The organism is Ideonella benzenivorans (assembly GCF_020387415.1).
GTDB classification, from domain to species: domain Bacteria; phylum Pseudomonadota; class Gammaproteobacteria; order Burkholderiales; family Burkholderiaceae_C; genus Ideonella; species Ideonella benzenivorans.
On the sequence record NZ_JAGWCB010000001.1, the window covers coordinates 66032 to 83156 of the forward strand.

The 17125-nt window shown below is 68.4% G+C and carries 19 protein-coding genes; 10 read left to right on the plus strand and 9 right to left on the minus strand.

All coding sequences use genetic code 11. The annotated features are described in order from the left end of the window. The first annotated feature begins 1 nt into the window (after nucleotide 1). Nucleotides 2–568 carry a transcription elongation factor GreB gene (gene greB, locus KGA65_RS00250; protein WP_225861134.1) on the plus strand — a complete coding sequence of 189 codons (567 nt, stop codon included), beginning with the start codon at nucleotides 2–4 and terminating at the stop codon, nucleotides 566–568. Nucleotides 569–590: 22 nt separating this feature from the next. On the opposite strand, the gene KGA65_RS00255 is transcribed toward greB, so the two are convergent. From KGA65_RS00255 to KGA65_RS00270, 4 genes are all read right to left on the minus strand, one after another. Beyond that, nucleotides 591–2882, minus strand: a complete 2292-nt coding sequence (locus KGA65_RS00255; RefSeq protein ID WP_225861135.1) for a RelA/SpoT family protein — start codon at nucleotides 2880–2882, stop codon at nucleotides 591–593. A gap of 117 nt (nucleotides 2883–2999) precedes the next feature. Next, entirely contained in the window at nucleotides 3000–3203 is a 204-nt protein-coding gene (gene rpoZ, locus KGA65_RS00260) for a DNA-directed RNA polymerase subunit omega (protein WP_225861136.1), read from the minus strand. Between the two features lie 42 nt (nucleotides 3204–3245). Beyond that, complete coding sequence (gene gmk, locus KGA65_RS00265) at nucleotides 3246–3866, minus strand: guanylate kinase (RefSeq protein ID WP_225861236.1); 621 nt, start codon at nucleotides 3864–3866, stop codon at nucleotides 3246–3248. Between the two features lie 8 nt (nucleotides 3867–3874). Continuing rightward, a complete protein-coding gene (locus KGA65_RS00270) occupies nucleotides 3875–4792 on the minus strand; it encodes a YicC/YloC family endoribonuclease (RefSeq protein ID WP_225861137.1) in 918 nt (305 codons plus the stop codon). A 30-nt stretch (nucleotides 4793–4822) separates the two neighbouring features. Between KGA65_RS00270 and KGA65_RS00275 the strand changes: the two genes are divergently transcribed. The 6 genes from KGA65_RS00275 to KGA65_RS00300 all read left to right on the plus strand — a co-directional run bounded on the left by KGA65_RS00275 (nucleotide 4823) and on the right by KGA65_RS00300 (nucleotide 10807). Beyond that, nucleotides 4823–5791 carry a serine/threonine protein kinase gene (locus KGA65_RS00275; RefSeq protein WP_225861138.1) on the plus strand — a complete coding sequence of 323 codons (969 nt, stop codon included), beginning with the start codon at nucleotides 4823–4825 and terminating at the stop codon, nucleotides 5789–5791. Between the two features lie 31 nt (nucleotides 5792–5822). Continuing rightward, nucleotides 5823–6737, plus strand: a complete 915-nt coding sequence (locus KGA65_RS00280) for a PP2C family protein-serine/threonine phosphatase (RefSeq protein WP_225861139.1) — start codon at nucleotides 5823–5825, stop codon at nucleotides 6735–6737. A 70-nt stretch (nucleotides 6738–6807) separates the two neighbouring features. Next, nucleotides 6808–7551, plus strand: coding sequence for a ribonuclease PH (rph, locus tag KGA65_RS00285; protein ID WP_225861140.1), 744 nt, complete (start codon nucleotides 6808–6810; stop codon nucleotides 7549–7551). Nucleotides 7552–7555: 4 nt separating this feature from the next. After that, the gene (locus KGA65_RS00290) at nucleotides 7556–8203 is read left to right on the plus strand and encodes a non-canonical purine NTP pyrophosphatase (protein ID WP_225861141.1); all 648 of its coding nucleotides are present in this window, start codon (nucleotides 7556–7558) and stop codon (nucleotides 8201–8203) included. Continuing rightward, nucleotides 8200–9432 (plus strand): radical SAM family heme chaperone HemW, encoded by a 1233-nt coding sequence (gene hemW, locus KGA65_RS00295; protein ID WP_225861142.1) that lies wholly within the window; start codon nucleotides 8200–8202, stop codon nucleotides 9430–9432. The genes KGA65_RS00290 and hemW overlap by 4 nt, the downstream gene beginning before the upstream one ends. A 28-nt stretch (nucleotides 9433–9460) precedes the next feature. Beyond that, nucleotides 9461–10807: a glutamine synthetase family protein gene (locus tag KGA65_RS00300; RefSeq protein ID WP_225861143.1), complete on the plus strand. Its 1347-nt coding sequence runs from the start codon at nucleotides 9461–9463 to the stop codon at nucleotides 10805–10807. Between the two features lie 21 nt (nucleotides 10808–10828). On the opposite strand, the gene KGA65_RS00305 is transcribed toward KGA65_RS00300, so the two are convergent. From KGA65_RS00305 to KGA65_RS00315, 3 genes are read right to left on the minus strand one after another with little or no spacing between them, the layout of a single operon-like run. Beyond that, entirely contained in the window at nucleotides 10829–11968 is a 1140-nt protein-coding gene (locus tag KGA65_RS00305; protein ID WP_225861144.1) for a protein-glutamate methylesterase/protein-glutamine glutaminase, read from the minus strand. Nucleotides 11969–12008: 40 nt separating this feature from the next. Next, nucleotides 12009–12692: a chemoreceptor glutamine deamidase CheD gene (gene cheD, locus KGA65_RS00310; RefSeq protein WP_225861145.1), complete on the minus strand. Its 684-nt coding sequence runs from the start codon at nucleotides 12690–12692 to the stop codon at nucleotides 12009–12011. Nucleotides 12693–12705: 13 nt separating this feature from the next. Continuing rightward, nucleotides 12706–13575 (minus strand): CheR family methyltransferase, encoded by an 870-nt coding sequence (locus tag KGA65_RS00315; RefSeq protein WP_225861146.1) that lies wholly within the window; start codon nucleotides 13573–13575, stop codon nucleotides 12706–12708. Nucleotides 13576–13811: 236 nt separating this feature from the next. On the opposite strand from KGA65_RS00315, the gene KGA65_RS00320 reads away from it, so the two are divergent. The 3 genes from KGA65_RS00320 to KGA65_RS00330 are packed head-to-tail and all read left to right on the plus strand — an operon-like array spanning nucleotide 13812 to nucleotide 15723. Beyond that, entirely contained in the window at nucleotides 13812–14519 is a 708-nt protein-coding gene (locus tag KGA65_RS00320) for a GGDEF domain-containing protein (protein WP_225861147.1), read from the plus strand. Continuing rightward, complete coding sequence (locus KGA65_RS00325; RefSeq protein ID WP_225861148.1) at nucleotides 14516–15307, plus strand: MinD/ParA family protein; 792 nt, start codon at nucleotides 14516–14518, stop codon at nucleotides 15305–15307. Before KGA65_RS00320 ends, KGA65_RS00325 begins: the two co-directional genes overlap by 4 nt. Beyond that, nucleotides 15307–15723 (plus strand): group II truncated hemoglobin, encoded by a 417-nt coding sequence (locus KGA65_RS00330; protein WP_225861149.1) that lies wholly within the window; start codon nucleotides 15307–15309, stop codon nucleotides 15721–15723. The genes KGA65_RS00325 and KGA65_RS00330 overlap by 1 nt, the downstream gene beginning before the upstream one ends. A 3-nt stretch (nucleotides 15724–15726) precedes the next feature. Here KGA65_RS00330 and KGA65_RS00335 read toward each other — a convergent pair whose 3' ends face one another. Together KGA65_RS00335 and radC are read right to left on the minus strand one after the other, a co-directional pair. After that, on the minus strand, nucleotides 15727–16392 hold the full coding sequence (locus tag KGA65_RS00335) for a Smr/MutS family protein (protein ID WP_225861150.1): 666 nt from the start codon (nucleotides 16390–16392) through the stop codon (nucleotides 15727–15729). Nucleotides 16393–16440: 48 nt separating this feature from the next. Continuing rightward, nucleotides 16441–17115 (minus strand): RadC family protein, encoded by a 675-nt coding sequence (radC, locus tag KGA65_RS00340; RefSeq protein WP_225861151.1) that lies wholly within the window; start codon nucleotides 17113–17115, stop codon nucleotides 16441–16443. Between the last annotated feature and the right edge of the window lie 10 nt (nucleotides 17116–17125).

Below are 17125 nucleotides of genomic sequence, written 5' to 3' on the forward strand. Positions count from 1 at the left end.
GATGAGCAAGGCCTTCACCAAGGAGACCGATGGCGCCGATGACGACGACGACACCGGTGGCCTGCCCCCGCTGCCTGCGGGCACCAAGAACTACATCACGCCGGCTGGCTATGCCCGGCTGCGGGCCGAACTGCTGAACCTGATCGATGTCGAGCGCCCGAAAATCGTCGAGATCGTCCATTGGGCGGCCTCCAACGGGGACCGCTCCGAGAACGGCGACTATCTGTATGGCAAGAAACGCCTGCGCGAGATCGACCGCCGCATCCGCTTCCTGACCAAGCGCCTGGACCTGGCCGAGGTGGCCGATCCCTCCGCCCACCACGGCAACGACCAGATCTTCTTTGGCGCCACCGTGACCTACGCCAACAGCAAGGGCGAGGAGCGAACCATCACGATCAAGGGCGTGGACGAGGTGGACCAGTTGGCCGGCGAGGTCAGCTGGGTGTCGCCGATCGCCCGTGCGCTGCTGAAGGCCCGCGAGGGCGACGAGGTCACCCTGACCACCCCGGGCGGGCAGGAGACGCTGGAGGTGCTGGCGGTGCGGTATCCAGCCCCCGCGGCCGGCTGAGCCGCCAAGGGCCGGTGCCGGTTCAGACCGGCTTGACCCGCTGGACCTTCAGCACGGCCGGGCTGCGCTTGAGGGTGCGCAGCACATCGGCCAGATGCTGGCGGTCCCGCACGCTCACCAGGATGCGCATCTCGGCAGTGGATCCCACGGCCTCGTCGCCCATGTCGATGTGGGTGATGTCCGCCTCGGCGCTGCTGATGGCCTGGGCGACCTGGGCCAGGGCGCCCTTGCCGTTGCGCATCACGATGCTGACCGCGGTCTCGAACAGGCGGGTGGGCTCCTCGCTCCACTCGACCTGCATCCAGCGTTCGCGGTCGCGCTCGAACAGGCGCTTGCCGACCAGGCAGTCGGCCGTGTGCACCACCAGGCCTTCCCCCCGGCCCAGGTAGCCGACGATGGCATCGCCCGGGATGGGGCGGCAGCAGTGGGCCAGCGTGATCGACGCGCCTTCGGAGCCGTCGATCACGACCAGCCCCTGGCTGGGGGCGTTGTCGTCGTTGCTGTAGCGGCCCAGGCTGAGCGTGACGGCGTCGGGCACCTGGCCCTGTTCACGCAACAACTGGGCAATGCGCTTGGCCACGATGGTGGCGATCTTCTTGCCGGTGCCGACGTCGGTCAGCAGGTCGGCCGGGGTGCGGTTGCCGCTCCAGCGCAGCAGCGTGGGCCAGACCGAGGGCTTGCCATTGTTCGGTTCCTGCGGCGGCAGGGGCAGGCCCTCGGCGCGCAGCGCCTGGGCCAGCATCTTCTGGCCCAGTGCCTGGGTTTCCTCGTTCTCCAGCGTCTTCAGGTAATGCCGGATCTTGGAGCGGGCGCGCCCAGTGCGCACGAAGTTCAGCCAGGCCGGGTTGGGGCGGGCGCTGCTGGCGGTGATGACCTCGACCACGTCACCGGTGTTGAGCGCGGTGCGCAGGGTGGCGGCCTCGCCGTTGATCTTGGCTGCCACGCAGCGGTCGCCCACGTCGGAGTGGATGGCGTAGGCGAAGTCCACCGGCGTGGCGCCCTTGGGCAGTGCCAGGATCTTGCTCTTGGGGGTGAAGACGTAGACCGCATCGGGGACCAGGTCGATCTTCACGTGCTCCAGGAATTCGCCGGCGTCGCGGGTCTCGTCCTGGATGTCCAGCAGGGACTTGAGCCACAGGGCGCCCAGGCGCTGGGCCACGTCGCTCGGGTTGGCCTCCTGGCCCACCTTGTAGAGCCAGTGCGCGGCAATGCCGGCCTCGGCAACGGCATGCATCTCCTCGGTGCGGATCTGGAACTCCACCGAGGTGCCCAAGGGGCTCACCAGCGTGGTGTGCAGCGACTTGTAGCCATTGGGCTTGGGAATGGCGATGTAGTCCTTGAAGCGGCCCGGCACCGGCTTGTAGAGCTGGTGCAGCACGCCCAGGGCCAGGTAGCACTCCGGGAGGGTCTGCACGATGATGCGAAAGCCGAAGATGTCGTTGACCTTGGCGAAGCCCGAACGCTTCTCTTCCATCTTGCGGTAGATGGAATAGACGGTCTTCTCCCGGCCGCTGATCTCCGCCTTCATCTTGGCTTCGTTGAAGGCCTCGACCACGTCGTCATGCACTCGGGAGACGATGTCGCGCCGGTAGCCGCGGGCCCGCAGCACGGCCTTCTGCAGCGCCGCAAAGCGCCAGGGGTGGATGTAGGAGAAGGACAGCTCCTGCAACTCGCGGTAGGTCTGGTTCAGACCCAGCCGGTGGGCGATGGGGGCGTAGATGTCCAGCGTCTCGCGGGCGATGCGGCTGCGCTTGTCCGGGCGCATCGCATCCATGGTGCGCATGTTGTGCAACCGGTCGCAGAGCTTGATCAGGATGACGCGCACGTCACGCGACATCGCCAGCAGCATCTTGCGGAAGGACTCGGCCTGGCCTTCCTCGCGGGTCGAGAACTGCAGCTTGTCCAGCTTGGTCAGGCCGTCCACCAGTTCGGCGGTAGGCGCACCAAAGCGTTCGATCAACTCCACCTTGGTGACGCCGCAATCCTCCATCGCGTCGTGCATCAGCGCGGCCATCAGGGCCTGGGCGTCGAGCTTCCAGTCGGCCACCAGTCCAGCGACCGCGATGGGATGGGTGATGTAGGGCTGGCCACTGGCCCGGTATTGGCCGAGGTGGGCCTCGTCGGCGAACTTGTAGGCGTCGCGGACCTTCTTCAGGTCGGCCTTGCTCAGATAGCCGAGCTTGTCGGCCAGTTCGGCAAAGGTGGTGATCTCCTGCGGCTTGGCTCCCACGGCAGGGGCCAAGACTGGCAGCAGATGGGGCCGACCCAGCAGGGCGGCAGGCAACAGGTCAGCGGCGAAGGAACGAATGCCCATGGACTGAATTTAGCCCATAACCCGCCACCTCGGCGGTTTGGGCCCTTGGTGGCGCAGCACACAAACAAAACGGGCGCCTTGCGGCGCCCGTTGACGACGGGTTGACCCGATGCGGGCTCAGGTCGGAACCTTGCGCAGCATCTCCACGCCGACTTCGCCAGCGGCGATCTCGCGCAGCGCCGTCACGCTGGGCTTGTTCTTGGATTCGATCTTGGGCGCGTGGCCTTGGCTCAGCATGCGGGCCCGGTAGGTTGCTGCCAGCACCAGCTGGAAGCGGTTGGGGATCTTCTTCAGGCAATCTTCGACGGTGATGCGGGCCATGTGAATTCCTGATGGTGAATTCTGCAAACGGGATGCGGCTTCTCAGGCCAGATCGAGCGCGGTGAACACGGCCGATTTGGCGCGCCGCTGCGTCACATACTTGAGACGCTGCGAATGGACGACGGTCTTGAGGTCAAAGAGCGCCGTCTCGAACAAGCCGTTGATTATAACGTAGTCGAAATGCCGGGCCTGCGCCACCTCGATGCGCGCATTCACCATGCGCTGGGCGATCACGTCGGGGTGGTCTTCGCCACGTCGGCGCAGGCGCTGTTCCAGTTCCTGCCAACTGGGCGGCAGGATGAAGATCAGCACGGCGTTCGGGAAGATCTGCTTGATCTGCAGCGCGCCCTGGTAGTCGATCTCCAGCACCACGTCTTCGCCGGCCATCAGCCGCTGCTCGATGCCCACCCGCGACGTGCCGTAGCGGTTGCCGTGCACTTCCGCCCATTCGAAGAACTCGCCACGCGCGACCATGCCCTGGAATTCATCGGTGCCGATGAACCAGTATTCGCGGCCGTGCTGTTCCTGGCCGCGGGGCGCCCGGGTGGTGTGTGAGATGGACACCCGCAGGTGCGAATCCAGTTCCAGCAGGGCCTTGACCAGGCTGGACTTGCCGGCACCACTGGGTGCGGCCACCACGAAGAGGTTGCCGGGGGTTTCCATCGGGGCGCTCATTCAATGTTCTGGACCTGCTCGCGCATCTGCTCGATCAGGACCTTCATGTCCACGGAGATGCCGGTCAGCTCCAGCGCCGCCGACTTGGAGCCCAGGGTGTTGGCTTCGCGGTGCAGTTCCTGGATCAGGAAATCCAGGCGCTTGCCCAGCTCGCCGCCGGCCTTGAGCAGGCGTTCGATCTCGTCCAGGTGCGCCACCAGCCGGGTGAGCTCCTCGGCCACGTCGATGCGGATGGCGAAGGCTGCGGCTTCGCCCAGGGCCCGTTCACGGGCCGACTCGACGGACACGCCGTTGCCGCTGTCGCTCGCGCTGGCCAGGGCCTCCTGCCAGCGCTCCAGGAAGCGCTCCTGCTGTTTCTGCACAACCGCGGGCACCAGCGGTTCGGCCTGGGCGGCCAGTTCGCGCAGCGAGCCGATGCGGTCCAGCAGCATGGCCACCAGCCGCTTGCCTTCGCGGGCCCGGGCCTGCTTGAGGCTGTCGATCGCCGCCTTGGTGGCCTGTTGCACCAGTTCGTCCAGTGCGGCCGTCGGTGCCGCGCTGGTGCTGCCGCCACGGCACCACTGCAGCGCCTCATGGACGGAGAGCGGCTGGGCCTTGGGCAGCCAACCCTGAATGGTGGACTCCAGCCGCGACAGGCGGTTGAGCTGGTCCGTGCTGGGCTGGGGCAGGGCGTCGTCGGTGCCACGGCCCACGGCCGCGCGCAACTCCACCTTGCCGCGGCGCAGCGCCGTGGTCAAGCGCTCGCGCAGCGCGGGTTCCGTCTGGCGCAGTTCGTCGGGCAGACGGAAGGCGATGTCGAGGAAACGGCTGTTGACCGTGCGGACCTCCACGGTCACGCTGGGAACGGCCGTGTCGCCGTCTGTAACCGGGCTTGCACTCGCGCTGGCGAAGCCGGTCATGCTGTAAACTGGCATGAAGCTTTTGCAGGAAGCAAAAACCCGATTATGTCAAAGCCGAAACCCGCCCCGCTGCCTGCGGGCACCGTGGTCGGTGGCTACCAGATCGTCAAGAAGCTGGCCGCCGGCGGTTTTGGCGTGGTCTACCTCGCCGAGGATGAGAGCCGCCACCTGGTCGCGCTCAAGGAATACCTGCCGGCCTCGCTGGCCGAGCGGGCGCCTGGCGAACTGATCCCCCGCGTCAAACCCGAGAAGCAGCCGCTCTACCGGCTGGGCCTGAAGAGCTTCTTCGAGGAAGGCCGTTCACTGGCGCAGATCAGCCACCCCAGCGTCGTCTCGGTGCTGAACTTCTTTCGCGAGAACGAAACCGTCTACATGGTGATGAACTACCTGCAGGGCGACACCCTGCAGGACTTCATCGTCACCGCACGCGACCTGAAGCGCGACAAGGTGTTCCGCGAGTCGACCATCCGCTCGCTGTTCGACGAGATCCTGCGCGGGCTGCGCATCGTGCACCAGCACAAGATGCTGCATCTGGACATCAAGCCGGCCAACGTCTTCATCACCAACGACAACAAGGCCGTGCTGCTGGACTTCGGCGCGGCGCGCGAGGTGCTGAGCAAGGAAGGCAACTTCATCCGGCCGATGTACACGCCCGGTTTTGCCGCCCCCGAGATGTACCGCCGTGACGGCTCACTGGGCCCGTGGACCGACATCTACGCCATCGGCTCCTGCATCTATGCCTGCATGCAGGGCTACCCGCCCAACGATGCGCCGCAGCGCATTGAGAAGGACCGCCTGCAGCTGTCGCTCTCGCGCATGCGCAACGTCTACTCCGACAATCTGATCGAGGTCACCGAGTGGTGCATGTCGCTCGACCCGCTGTCGCGCCCGCAAAGCGTGTTTGCACTGCAGAAGGAGCTCTCGCGCGAGACCGAGCGCCGCTACACCTCGCTCGGCTTCACCGAGCGCCTGAAGCTGCAGATCGAGAACCTCAAGAGCAGCAGCCGCGCCTGATGGCGCGCCCCAGACCAGCACAGGTGCCGTGATGAGGTTTTCCGTCTACCAGATCAGCCGCAAGGGCGGGCGCGAGAAGAACGAGGACCGGATGGGCTACTGCTACACGCGGGAGTCCGGCCTGTTCGCGCTGGCCGACGGCATGGGTGGCCACCCCGAAGGGGAGGTGGCGTCGCAGCTGGCGCTGCAGGCGCTGGCCGCCGCCTTTCAGCGCGAGGCCAAGCCCTCGTTGAAGAACCCGATCCGGTTCCTGCAGGAGGCCATCCTGTCAGGTCACCACCAGCTGCTGCGCTACGCGACCGAGCGGGCCCTGGTGGACACCCCGCGCACCACGGTCGTGGCCTGCGTGCTGCAGGGCAACGCGGCCTACTGGGCGCACTGCGGCGATTCGCGCCTGTACCTGGTGCGCAAGGGCCAGTTGCAGGCCCGCACCCGTGACCACTCCTACATGGAGCTGCAGGAAAGCCTGGCCCATGTGGTGCCCATCGACGCGCGCTTCAACCGCTCGGTGCTGTTCACTTGCCTGGGCAGCCCCGGCAAGCCGGTGGTGGACACGGTGGGGCCGGTGCCGCTGCTGCCGGGCGACCGCATCGTCGTCTGCTCTGACGGCCTGTGGAGCAGTGTGAGCGACGAGGTCATCGTCGACATGCTCAGCACCCGGGCGCTGCAGGATGCGGTGCCGGATCTGGTCGAGGAGGCCTTGCGCAACGGTGGCCCCCATTCCGACAACGTCACGCTGTTGGGCGTGGAGTGGGAAACCGTGGAGGACGCCGACTCCACCGTCGGCATCTCCACCCGCTCGCTGGGCGAGGACGTCTTTGCCTCGACCATCCAGGCTACCTTGGGTGACAGCGCGACCGGTGATCTCGACGAGGCCGAGATCGAGCGTTCGATCCGCGAGATCAACGAGGCCATCCGCCGCACCTCGCGCAAGCCGAACGACTGATCGGCTCCCCGCCCTTTTCTGCGGCCGCCTCGCCTGGGGCGGCCGCTTTCTTTCAGAAGGATCCGAATCCATGAGCTACCAACGAACCCTGGGCCGTGCCGCCGATGCACTGCGTCCGGTGCGCATCACCCGCGGCTACACCCGCCATGCCGAGGGCTCGGTGCTGATCGAGTTCGGCCAGACCCGCGTGCTGTGCACCGCCTCGGTCGAGGAGAAGGTGCCGCCGCACAAGAAGGGCAGCGGCGAGGGCTGGGTGACGGCCGAGTACGGCATGCTGCCGCGCGCCACCCACACCCGCAGCGCCCGCGAGGCCGCCAAGGGCAAGCAGACCGGCCGCACGCAGGAGATCCAGCGCCTGATCGGCCGCTCGCTGCGCGCGGTGTTCGACCTGGCGGCGCTGGGCGAGCGCACCATCACGCTGGACTGCGATGTGCTGCAGGCCGATGGCGGCACCCGCACCGCGGCCATCACCGGCGCTTTCGTGGCTGCGCAGGATGCGGTGCAGACGCTGATCGCCCAAGGGCTGCTGCAGGCTTCGCCCATCCGTGACCAGGTGGCCGCGATCTCGGTCGGCATCGTCGAGGGCACGCCGCTGCTGGACCTGGAGTATGTTGAGGACTCCGCCTGCGACACCGACATGAACGTGGTGATGACCGGCGCCGGCGGCTTCGTTGAGATCCAGGGCACCGCCGAGGGCGTGCCCTTCACCCGGGCCGAGATGGACCGGCTGCTGGGCCTGGCCACGGCCGGCATCGGCGAGCTGGTGGGCCTGCAGAAGGCGGCGCTGGCCCAGCCGCTGCCCAAGGAGGCTTGAGACCATGAGCGCGCCACTGCGTCTGGTGCTGGCCTCCAACAACGCCAAGAAGCTCAAGGAGCTGGGGACGTTGTTCGGCAGCCTGCCGATCGAGCTGGTGACCCAGGGCTCGCTGGGGGTCAGCGAGGCCGAGGAGCCGCACATCACCTTCATCGAGAACGCGCTGGCCAAGGCGCGCCACGCGGCCCAGGCCACCGGGCTGCCGGCCATTGCCGATGATTCGGGCCTGTGCGTCGACGCGCTGGGTGGCGAGCCGGGCGTGCAGAGCGCGGTGTTCGCGCCGCTGGAAGCTGACGCCGGGCTGGAACGCGAAGCCCGCCGGGCGTTGCAGGACCAGGCCAACAACGCCTTGCTGCTGCAGCGGCTGCACAGCGTCACCGACCGGCGAGCCGCCTTCGTGTGCACACTGGTGGCGGTGCGCTCGGCGGCCGATCCGGAGCCGCTGATCGCCTTCGGCCGCTGGGGCGGCGAGATCCTGACCGCGCCGCAAGGGCAGGGCGGTTTTGGCTACGACCCGCTGATGTTCATCCCGGCCTTCGGCTGCACCGTGGCCGCGCTGCCGGCCGAGACCAAGAACGCGCACAGCCACCGCGCCTTGGCCGCGGCCCAGATGGTCGAGCGCCTGCGCCGCGACTGGCACCTGGGCGCATGACGCGCGACACCTCGCCGTCGCCGGGCGCGGCCAGCGCGCTCAGCCTGACCGACCGCTACCTGCGCCCGGGCACCCTGCAGCTGGGCGCGCCGCCGCCGCTGTCGGTCTATGTGCACCTGCCCTGGTGCCTGCAGAAGTGCCCCTACTGCGATTTCAATTCGCACGCGGCGGTCGGTGAGATGCCGGAGTCGCGCTACCTGGACGCGCTGCGCGCCGACCTGGAGGCCAGCCTGCCGCTGGTCTGGGGGCGCCCGGTGCACAGCGTGTTCCTGGGCGGGGGCACGCCCAGCCTGTTCTCGCCGGAGGGCATCGCCCGCCTGCTGGACGATCTGCGTCTGCTGCTGCCGCTGCAACCCGGCTGCGAGGTGACGATGGAAGCCAACCCTGGCACCTTCGAGGCCGGGCGCTTCCGGGCCTTCCGTGCCGCGGGCGTGACGCGGCTGTCGATCGGGGTGCAGAGCTTTGACGACGCCAAGCTGAAGGCCCTGGGCCGGGTGCACGACCGTGCCCAGGCCCTGGCCGCTGCCGAGCTCGCCGGGCAGGTGTTCGACACCTTCAACCTCGACCTGATGTATGCGCTGCCCGGGCAGGACCTGGCCGGGCTGGAGACCGACCTGCGCACCGCGCTGGCCTTCCAGCCGCCGCACCTGTCGCTCTACCACCTGACGTTGGAGCCGAACACCCAGTTCGCCAACCGGCCGCCGGTGCTGCCCGACGAGGACACCAGTGCCGAGATGCTGGACCGGCTGGTCGAGCTCACCGCCGAGGCGGGGCTGGAACGCTACGAGGTGTCGGCCTACGCCCGCCCTGGCCACCGTTGCGCGCACAACCTCAACTACTGGCAGTTCGGTGACTACCTGGGCCTGGGCGCCGGCGCGCATGGCAAGCTGAGCTTCCCGCACCGGGTGCTGCGCCAGGTGAAGTGGCGCGAGCCCGCTGCCTACATGCGCGAGGCCCTGGCAGGCCGGGCCGTCTCCAACGAGGAGGAGGTGAGCCGCAAGGCGCTGCCCTTCGAGTTCATGCTCAACGCGCTGCGTCTGCGCGAGGGCTTTGACGAGGCCCTGTTCGGTGAACGCACCGGCCTGCCACCCTCGGCCATCGCCCGCCCCGTGGAAGCGGCCGTGGCCCGCGGCTTGCTAGAACGACGGGACAGCCCGCAGGGGCCGCTGTTGCGGCCGACCGCGCGGGGTTTCGACTTCCTCAGCGATCTGCAGGAACTCTTCCTCTGACCTTGCCGCCCGCCCGCCGGGCCATCCCATGTCCACCACCCCTGTGCCCGACGACCTCCTGCAACGCTTTCGCACGGAGGGCGTGCGGGACGTGGAGTGCCTGTTCCCCGATGTGTCCGGCTACCCGCGCGGCAAGCTGATGCCGGCCGCGGCCTTTGCCCGCGGGCAGGAGCTGCGCATCGCCCAGGCCATCTCGATGCAGTGCGTCACGGGCGAGTACTCCTACGACGAGATCTTCCCCGACGAGGACCCGGATGTGCGCCTGGTGCCCGACCTGCGCACGCTGCGGCCGGCCCCCTGGGCCAGCGTGCCGCGCTACCTGGCGGTGCACGACTGTGTCGAGCTGACTGGCGAGCTGTGCGCTTTTGCGCCGCGTTCGGTGCTGAAGAACGTGCTGGCGCGCTATGCGGCCCGGGGGCTGGCCCCGGTGGTGGCGCCGGAGATCGAGTTCTACCTGACCGCCGCCGTGACCGACCCGGCCCAGCCGCTGCGCCCGCCGGCCGGACGCGCCGGCCAGGCCGAGGTGGGGCAGTCGGCCTTCAGCATGAACCAGCTGAACGCGCTGGCGCCGTTCTGGGACGAGTTCCACGCCGCGATCGAGACGCTGGGCATTGCCGCCGACACCTGGATCCACGAGGTGGGCACCAGCCAGTACGAAATCAACCTGCTGCACGGCGACCCGTTGCAGGTGGCCGACCAGGCCTTTCTGTTCAAGTACGCCGCCAAGGAGATCGCGCTGCGCCATGGCATGAACGCCGTGTTCATGGCCAAGCCGATGGCTGGCGAGGCGGGCAGCAGCATGCACCTGCACCAGAGCGTGGTGGATGCCCAGGGCCAGAACATCTTCAGCGATGCCGACGGGGCCGCCACACCGGTGTTCAGCCACTTCATCGGGGGCTTGCAGGCCCATCTGCCCGACCTGATGCTGGTCTTCGCGCCCTTCGTCAATTCCTACCGCCGCTATGTCAGCGGCAGCCAGGCGCCGATCAACCTGCAATGGGGCCCCGACAACCGCACGGCCGGATTGCGCGTGCCCACCAGCGCGCCCGCGGCCCGGCGGGTGGAGAACCGCATCGCCGGGGCCGACGCCAACCCCTACCTGGCGATCGCGGCCTCGCTGGCGGCGGGGCTGGCCGGCATCGAGCAGGGCCTGGCGCCCAGCGAGCCCCTGGTGGGGGATGGCTACGACCAGGCGCATGACCTGCCGCGCACCTTCATGGTGGCCTACGAGCGCATGGCGGGCAGCCCCCATGCGGCCACGCTGCTGGGGGCGGACTTCGTGCGGGCCTACCTGGCGGTCAAGCTGCTGGAGCACGACCACTACCTGGCGGAAATCTCCGCCTGGGAGCGGCGCTACCTGGTGCCGCAGGCCTGAGCCGGCGCGGCACCGGCGGGTTCAGACCCGGTGCAGCAGGGCGCCATGGGTCTGGCGCAGCTTGTCCATCAGGTGCGGGGCGATCTGGGTGAGCGGCAGCACCTCGTGCGCGGCGCCGGCCTCGATGGCCTCGCGTGGCATGCCGAACACGACGCAACTGGCCTCGTCCTGGCAGTAGTTGTAGGACCCGGCGTCCCGCATCATCCGCATGGCCTTGGCGCCATCGGCCCCCATGCCGGTCAGCATGATGCCGAAGGCATTGGGCCCGACCACCCGGGCGGCAGATTCGAACAGCACTTCCACCGAGGGCTTGTGGCGGTTCACCGGCTCGCCGTCACGCACGCGGGCGATGTAGTTGGCGCCGGAGCGCTCCACGCTCAGGTGCAGGCCCCCCGGGGCGATGTAGGCGTGGCCCGGCAGGATGCGTTCGCCATCGGTCGCTTCCTTGACCCGGATGCGGCACAGCCCGTCCAGGCGGGCGGCGTAGCTGCGGGTGAAGCCCGGTGGCATGTGCTGGGTGATGACCACGGCCGGGGCATCGGGCGGCAGGCCCAGCAGCACTTCCTTGGTGGCCTCGGTGCCGCCGGTGGAGGCGCCGATGAAGATGAGCTTTTCGGTCGAGATGCGCCCCAGGCCGGAGGACACGGCCGGGCGGGCGGTGCCACTGACGGCACCGGACGCCACGGCAGACACTGCCGCCACCGCGCCACCGGCTGCCGCCGGGCGGGCCGGGGTGGTGGGCTGCACCATGCGCTTGATGTGGGCCTTGGACGCGATGCGGACCTTCTCGGTGATCTCCTCGGCCAGTTGCTTGAGGCCGTCGGCGATGCCGATCTTCGGCTTGGCGACGAAGTCCACCGCGCCCAGCTCCAGCGCCTTGAGGGTCACTTCCGCGCCGCGTTCGGTCAGCGTGGAGACCATCACCACCGGCATCGGACGCAGGCGCATCAGCTTGGAGAGGAAGTCGATGCCATCCATGCGCGGCATCTCCACATCCAGCGTGATCACGTCCGGGTTCAGGTTGCGGATCATCTCGCGCGCGGCATACGGATCCGCAGCGGCGCCAATGCAGGTCATGTCCGGCTGGTGGTTGATGATCTCAGCCAACAGGCTGCGCACCAGGGCCGAGTCGTCCACCACCACGACGGTCGTCTTGGGCATGTCAGGCGTCCTCCTAGAAGAGTTTTGTTGGTATGGGGGGTCAGAACAGGTCGATGGAGCCGCCGCCGGTGGCCACCGGCACCGCCCGCTGGGCGGCCAGGCGGTCCTGGGCCACCAGGGCATCGGCGCTGGCCGGGGCCAGGCGCTTGACCATGGCCTTGCCGCTGGCCGGCAGGAAGCAGACCTTGCGTGGGTAGATGTCCAGCACGTCCTTCGAGACGATGGGAATGCGCTCGGTGGCCAGGAAGTCCGTCACGAACTTGGTGTTGCGCTCGCCCACGTTGATCGTGTTCATGCCGCTGATCACCGCACCGCCGCCGAAGATCTTGGCCTCCATCGTCATGCGCGAGGCGCCGCGCTTCATCATCTCGTTGATCAGCAGTTCCATCGCGTAGCTGCCATAGCGGCCGGAGTCGCCGGCACCCTCGGGCAGCATGAAGTGGTTCATGCCGCCGACGCGGGCGTTGCGGTCCCACAGGCAGGCGGCGATGCAGGAGCCCAGCGTGGTCATCACGAGGATGTCCTCGTTGTCCACGTAGTACTCGCCGGGCAGCACCTTCACCGCTTCATTCTTGAAATGGGCGTCGTAGAAGAAGAACGAGGCTTCACCCGGCTTGCGGGGCTGGGCCTTGAGCCGTTCCAGGCGGGCGGTGCGGGTCCCACCCCCGGAAGGCACCAGGGGGGGCACGCTGCTGCGGGCCGCGGGGAGGGAAGAGGTGACCATGGGGCGGCTCCGTTCAGACGCGCTGATAGATCGTCTTGCCGCGCAGAACGAACAGCTCGCGTGCGTCGGTGAAATTCTCGGAATGACCGACGAACAGCAGCCCGCCGGGGCGCATCACGCCGTGGATGCGGCGCAGCACCTGACGTTGGGTGTCATGGTCGAAATAGATCATCACGTTGCGGCAGAACACCATGTCGAAGGGCTCGCCCATCGACCAGTTCGGCGTCATCAGGTTGAAGGGGCGGAAGTCGATCATCCGCGCCAGGTCCGGCTTGATCCGGATGAAGCCGGCGTTGGCGCCAGTGCCGCGCAGGAAGTGGCGCTTGAGGCGCTCGGGCGACAGCCCGCGGGCATCGGCCGTGTAGACGCCGCGCCGCGCGGTGGACAGCACCTTGGTGTCGATGTCGCTGGCGATCAGGCGGGCGCCGGAGTGCTCGCCCAGTTCCTCGGCCAGCACCATCGCGATGGAGTAGGGCTCCTCGCCGGTCGACGCGGCATTGCACCAGACCCGTGGTGGCTTGCCCTTGAAGGCCTTGAGGGCCTCGGCAAAGGCCAGGAAATGGTGTTCCTCGCGGAAGAAGGCCGTCAGGTTGGTGGTCAGGCTGTTGACGAACTGCTCCCACTCCTGATCGGCGGCCGGGCCGGTGGCGCTCTCCAGCCACTGCAGGTAGTCCTTGAAGCTGCGATGGCCGGTCTCGCGCAGCCGGCGCGAGAGCCGGCTGTAGACCATGGCCCGCTTGCCTTCATGCAGGCTGATGCCGGCGCGCTGGTAGATCAGCTTGCGCACCCGGTCGAAATCCGCCGGGCCGAAGCTGAACTCGTGGTCCACGATGTCGCCGTCGATGGCCGTGGGGTTGCGCGGTGCGTCGAGGAAAGCGTTCATGTGGGAATAGGCTTGGGCAAACGGACACGCTCGGACCGGCTCACCCGGGTGGGATGGGCCGATGGGGGCTGATGGCAATGGTGCGAAATTGGCTGTCCCATGAGGTCCGGAGTTGAGGGGGGTTCACCACGCTATTTCGGCATCTGGCGCCCCGATTTGCGCTGCTAGACTGCTCCGAAACCCCTACAGACGTCAGCCATTTCACATACTCTGTGAATACCACCACCGAACACCGCATGCTTGCGGATCCGAACGCCTTGCGGCTGGACCATGCGATGCAGTTGCTGCAGCAGTCCGGCCATGGCGAGTTGCGCGGTGCACCGGGCAGCGCGGTCTGGCTGCAGGGGCTGATCGACGCCTTGTGCGATCTTTCCAGCCGGGACGCCCTGTCCGGGCTGCCCAACCGGCGGGCCTTCGAATCGGCCCTGCTGCGGGAGATCGACCGGGTCGCGCGCTCGGGGGAGCCCGCCTTGCTGCTGATCCTGGACATCGACCACTTCAAGCGGGTCAACGACACCCATGGCCACCGGGTTGGCGATCTGGTGATCAAGGCCGTGGCCGACACCCTGCAGGAATGCGTGCGGCCGATGGACCTGCCGGCCCGTATTGGCGGCGAAGAATTCGCGGTGATCCTGCCCAACTGCGCGCCAGCCTTCGCCCACACTGTGGCCGAGCGCTTGCGCACCCGCATCGAGGGGCGCTCCATCGACACCGGCCCGGATCAGCGGCTGGGTGTCACTGTGAGCATCGGCGGCGCCTTCGCGCCGCAATGGGTGCGGTCGACCGCCTCGCTCTGGGTTGAGCGGGCCGACCTGCAGCTCTACCGGGCCAAGTCCGAGGGGCGCAACCGCACTTGTCTGGAACCGACGCCTGTTTCCACGGTGAGTGCCGAGGAAAAAGGCCTGCTCTTCGGCGGCGCCGTGCCGGAGGACGACGACGCATGACTTCATTTGCACCTTCCTCCGCGGGGACCTCACGGCAGGCCCGCATCACCGCCATCACCAGCGGCAAGGGCGGGGTGGGCAAGACCTTCTCGTCCGCCAACCTGGCCGCCGCCCTGGCGCGGCAGGGGCAGCGCGTGCTGGTGCTGGATGCCGACCTCGGGCTGGCCAACCTGGACGTGGTGCTCAACCTTTATCCCAAGATCACGCTGCACGACGTGTTCACCGGCAAGCATTCGCTCGAGGAGGCCGTGATGCCGGCGCCGGGCGGTTTCTCGGTGCTGCTGGCGGGCTCCGGCATGGTCGAGTATTCCCGCCTGACGCCCGATGTGCGCGAAAAGCTGCTGGATGTCATCCGCCAGATGCGGCCGCACTTCGACCGCATCCTGCTGGACACGGGGGCAGGCATTTCCGATGTGGTGCTGTTCACCGTCTCGCTGGCCGACGAGGTGCTGATCGTCAGCACCCCTGAGCCCACCGCGCTGACCGATGCCTATGCCACGATCAAGGTGCTGGCCACGGCCCATGGGCGGCGCGATCTGCGCCTGCTGATCAACCAGGTCATCCGGCCTGGCGAAGGGCGGGCCATCCGCGGCCAGCTGCAGCAGGTGGTGGACCGCTACGTCTCACCGGGGCTGGATGCGCCGGTCAAGCTGGAGTTCGTCGGCGAAGTGCCGTCCGACCCGGCGGTGCGGGACGCGGTCACTCGGCGACAATTGCTGCTGGAATGCTATCCCGGCAGCCCGGCCGCGCAGGCCATCGTGGCGGCCGCCACCCGCCTGAGCGCCTGATGAGTACCGACGACGTCGAAGAATCTCCCACCCCCGGCCCCACCCCGTTCGAGCAATTGGGCGGTGAGCCGGTCATCCGGGCCCTGGTCGACCGCTTCTACGACCTGATGGACCTGGAGCCCGCGTACGCGCTGTTGCGCTCCCGGCACGGCAGCACGCTGGACGAGGCACGCGACAAGTTGTTCTGGTTCCTCTGCGGCTGGCTGGGCGGGCCCAACCACTACATCGAGCGCTTTGGCCATCCGCGTCTGCGGGCCCGGCACCTGCCGTTCTCGATCGGGGTCGAGGAGCGCAACCAGTGGCTGACGTGCATGTTCCAGGCCATGGAAGAGCAGGGCATCGCCCCTGAGATGCGGGCCCGGCTGGAGCGCTCGCTGTTCGACACCGCCGACTGGATGCGCAACCGCGCCGACTGAGCCTCAGCCGCCGCTGGCCGGTGTGCCGCCATGGCGGCGGCTGCCCAGCAGCACGATCAGCGCCCCGGCGCCGCCCTGCGGCCCGCTGGCCTGGGTGAAGGCGATCACCTCCTGGCGCTGGGCCAGCCAGCGCTGCACCTTGGACTTGAGCACCGGTTCCCGCCCGGGCGAGCCCAACCCCTTGCCATGCACCACCCGCAGGCAGCGGCGGCTGTGCTGGTGGGCCTGGCGGATGAACGCCGACAGCACCTCGCGGGCCTCGTCACGGCGCAGGCCATGCAGGTCCAGCTCGCCCTGGATGCTCCAGTGCCCCCGGCGCAGCTTGCTCACCACGTCGGGGCCGATGTCGGGCCGGCGAAAGCTCAGGCCGTCATCGGTCAGCAGCAGCGACTCGACATCCACCTCGTCCGAGAGCGCGGCCTTCAGCGCGGCCTGCTCATCCAGCTCGCGCTGGCGGGGGATGGGGGCGGGCAGCGGGCGGCTGGCGACGGCGCGGTTGTCCATCTTCAAAGGCTGGACCGGCCCGACCGCGTGGCTGAACAAATGGCGCTCAGCCTCGGCCCGGGCCTGCTCGGCCGCCTGGCGGGCCCGTTCGGCCGCCGCCTCGGCCTGGGCACGGCGCAGCTCGGCGCGCAAGCGGCCCAGGTCCTGCAGTCCGTGTCCCTTCATCGTCTCTCTCTGGCTCAGGTGCTCAAGCGGGCCCCAAGCCTACAACAGCTACAGCAGTCCGCGTTCCGCGAAGCTCACCACCTCGCCGGCGCCCACCACCAGATGGTCCAGCACCCGCACGTCCACCATCTGCAGCGCGGTCTTCAGGGATTGGGTCAGGAACTCGTCGGCCTTGGAGGGCTCGGCCAGGCCGGAGGGGTGGTTGTGGGCCAGGATGACGGCCCCGGCGTTCAGGTCCATGGCCTGGCGCAGCACCTCACGGGGGTAGACGCTCGTCTGTGTGAGGGTGCCGGCAAACAGCTCACGCCATTCGATCAGCCGATGCTGGGCGTCCAGAAAGAGGACGCCGAAGACCTCCTTCTCGCGCCGCGCCAGGTGCAGGCTGACGTAGTCCTTGACGGTGCGGGGCGAATCGAACACCGGGCCCCGCTCCAGCGGCTGGCGCAGGGCGCGGCGGGCCATTTCCATCACCGCGGCCAGTTCGGCCCGCTTGGCCGGGCCCAGGCCCTTGACGCGGCGGAAGTCCTCCGCCCGGGCCTGCAGCAGGCCGCCGAAACCGGCGAAGCTGGCCAACAGCTCGTCGGCCAGCATCAGCACCCCCTTGCCCTTCAGCCCGGTGCGCAGCAGCAGCGCCAGCAGTTCCGCATCGGCCAGGGCCGCCGGGCCCTGCGCCAGCAGCTTCTCCCGCGGGCGCAGGGCCGCAGGCAGATCCTTCAATGACATCCACGCCTCC